Source organism: Gelidibacter sp., from assembly GCF_039916245.1.
Classification (GTDB): Bacteria; Bacteroidota; Bacteroidia; order Flavobacteriales; family Flavobacteriaceae; genus Gelidibacter.
The window spans coordinates 1-3,039 of sequence record NZ_JBDSLS010000102.1 but is presented as its reverse complement, the minus strand read 5'-3'; the positions used below and the strand labels follow the sequence as shown (position 1 = coordinate 3,039).

Annotated in this window: 2 protein-coding genes and 1 pseudogene; 1 reads left to right on the top strand and 2 read right to left on the bottom strand. The window is 38.1% G+C overall.

The window, feature by feature from the left end:
• Window positions 1-232: 232 nt before the first annotated feature.
• The gene (locus tag ABIQ28_RS04945; RefSeq protein ID WP_348035748.1) at window positions 233-1,159 is read left to right on the top strand and encodes a serine hydrolase; all 927 of its coding nucleotides are present in this window, start codon (window positions 233-235) and stop codon (window positions 1,157-1,159) included.
• A gap of 455 nt (window positions 1,160-1,614) precedes the next feature.
• Here the strand turns inward: ABIQ28_RS04945 and ABIQ28_RS04940 are convergent, their stop codons facing one another.
• Both ABIQ28_RS04940 and ABIQ28_RS04935 read right to left on the bottom strand, forming a co-directional pair.
• Complete coding sequence (locus tag ABIQ28_RS04940) at window positions 1,615-2,637, bottom strand: UDP-glucose--hexose-1-phosphate uridylyltransferase (protein WP_348035746.1); 1,023 nt, start codon at window positions 2,635-2,637, stop codon at window positions 1,615-1,617.
• Between the two features lie 215 nt (window positions 2,638-2,852).
• Window positions 2,853-3,039 (bottom strand): annotated as a pseudogene (locus tag ABIQ28_RS04935) (galactokinase); the annotation flags it as partial.

Here is a 3,039-nt window from a genome sequence, read left to right as displayed (position 1 = left end):
CATTAATTATAAATATTTTCGATCCAAAATATCGTTATAGGCAGCAATCTTAAAAAAAATTACACCTAGGAAAATCTTAAGTATTCCTTCAGGAAGTAAACTGAAAAGTTAAGGAAATATGATATTGAGCAAGTCTTGACTACTCTAACAAAAGTACTTTATCAAAACACAAGATTTTATAGGACTAAAATTTTGTAAATTATCCCCAATTCTAACTAACCTAAACTTTTTTATGAAAACAGCTTTATGTGTTCTATTTCTTTTTTTCTCATGCAACCTTCATCTAACGGCGCAACAAACCGATAAAAAACTGGAAAAAGAACTTGTCGAACTTGTCAAAAACTTTGAAGGCGATGTTGGCATTTACGTCTATAATCTGAAGACCAAAAAAGAGGCAGCAATCCATGCTGATACTATTTTTCCAACGGCAAGTGTCGTGAAAGTGCCCATTTTAATCGAAGTGTTCAATCAAATAAAAGCAGGAAACCTTCAACTGAATGACACCTTGATATATGATGCCAAAAGAGTCTATGGTGGATCGGGTGTTATGCAATTTTATAAAGATAGTACGGTCACGGATTTACGGACATTAGCATCGTTAATGATAACCATGAGTGACAACACGACGTCCTTATGGTGCCAAGAACTTGTAGGCGGAGGAATAGTTATCAATAAAACGATGGCTGATTTAGGCTTGTTGCATACCCGAGTCAATAGCAGAACGGAAGGCCGAACCAAGGATTGGGAGACTTATGGCTGGGGACAAACGACACCTCGCGAAATGGTTTCCTTGTTGGTGAAAATGAGACAAAGAACTTTGGTGGATGCCGCATCGAGTGATGAAATGTATCGGATCATGAGCAATTCGTTCTATACGGACTATTCACTTTCGCAAATCCCGCCTTATGTACAGACCGCTGCCAAACAAGGCATGGTCGATAAATCACGATCAGAATTGGTCATGGTCAATGCGCCAAGTGGCGATTATGTGTTTTATATCGCTACTAAGAATAACAAAGATGAATCTTGGAGTTTTGATAATAAGGCCTGGCAATTACAGAGACGTATTTCGGCCTATTTATGGCACTATTTTGAACCCAAATCCGATTGGAAGCCTGCTGATAGCTTTGAAGATTTGGTCAAGGGTTTGCGCTATTGAAAACACCTTATTCAGACTTCAACAGAAATACTGAGGTTCTTCTTTTTTAAAGGGAATAAATCTATAGACTTAGATGTACATATGATTTAAGGAACGCTGATGACGCAGATTACTTATGATTTCTCTTAGACAACTAACTAAATCTATGGACTAAAGCACCATTCCTGACCAACAAACGTTCTAGTGTGGATTTTCAAAACAGACTAAAAGTCTGCTACATTCGTGAAATTTATAGTGAAAATTTTGAACCAGCATTCTCATGGTATGAGTAAGTTCGTGAAAATCCGTGAAATTCGTGTCAAAATTTTTAGAAGCTAAAGCGAGACGCACTAAGCACCAGCCCGACATACATTCTTGCGGGCTCGACAAATGTTCTGGTGGGGACTTAACTTAATTTGAAATCAATAAAGGCTCCAAAATATAGTGGAGCCTTTATTTTTAAAATGTTATAGGTATTATTTTACTAGTGCCTTCAGTCTATCCACCGCTTGTTCCGCAGTAATATCTCTTTGCGGTGATCCAAACATCTCATAACCTACCATAAATTTCTTCACGGTAGCGCTTCTTAATAATGGCGGATAGAAACTCATGTGCCAATGCCAGTGGTCATTATTCTCTCCATTTGTTGGTGCTTGATGAATACCGCTCGAATATGGAAATGACGTTTGAAACAAGGCATCATAAGCCTTCGTGATTTTGGATATCGCCTCTGCAAACGCTAAACTTTCTGATGCAGAAAGCTCCGTAATATTTGTATAGGCTTTTTTAGGAACAATCATGGTTTCAAACGGCCAGACTGCCCAAAATGGTGCCAACACAACAAAGTCGTCGTTTTGATAAATGATGCGCTCATTGACTTCAAGTTCCTGTTTTAAATAATCGCCCAACAGACTCCTTTTATTCTGGTCGAAATAGGCTTTTTGATGTTGATCTTTCTTTTCCACTTCATTTGGCAAGGTGGATTGACTCCAGATTTGTCCATGCGGATGCGGATTGCTGCAACCCATAACGGCGCCCTTATTTTCAAAGATCTGAACATAATTGATCATCTCATTGGAACCTAATAAGATGTATTCCTTTTGCCAAGCTTCGACTACTTTATTGATGTCTTCCACTTCCATGTCGGCCAAACTTTTAGAGTGATCTGGACTAAAACAAATCACTTTACAAATGCCTTGCTCGCTTTCTGCCTTGAACAAACCATCGTTTACCGAAAATATAGGCGAAGTCGTTTGCAATGCTGCAAAATCGTTCGTAAAAATGAAGACGTCTTTATAGTCAGGATTTAACTCGCCGTTAATTCGTGTATTTCTCGCACATAAATAACAGCTTGGTTCATGTGCAGGTCGCTGTTCATTAGAGACAGCTTCATTTTGTCCTTGCCAAGGACGCTTCGCGCGATGTGGGGAAACAAGCACCCATTCGCCTGTTAGAATGTTATAGCGTTTATGTGAATAATCTTGTAAATTATTGTCCATGTTGTTGTTCTTTTATTAGTGTCAAATTACACTTATGGTCGTCTGATTAAAACATAGACAACCTATTGAAACATTATATTATAATGACTTTTGAACGAAATTAAGCTTTGAAAACCTTACTTTCAATGTCTCACGATTCAAGTCTTAGTTCTAAAAGCGAAGCGGTCTTGATTCTTAATTCTATTAACCAAGCGTCCTTAATTTCTTTTCCAAAATTACCCCTCTACAATATGCGTCCCTTGAGACAGTTTTACATTATATATCGTACAAGCGCTTCCAAATTCATCTTTAAAACGATTTGAAACATCTTCTTTGAAAGCTTCCATTTCAGTTTTTAGCACTAAGTTTATGGTACAGCCGCCAAAACCACCACCCATCATTCGGGCACCGATAACACTGGAG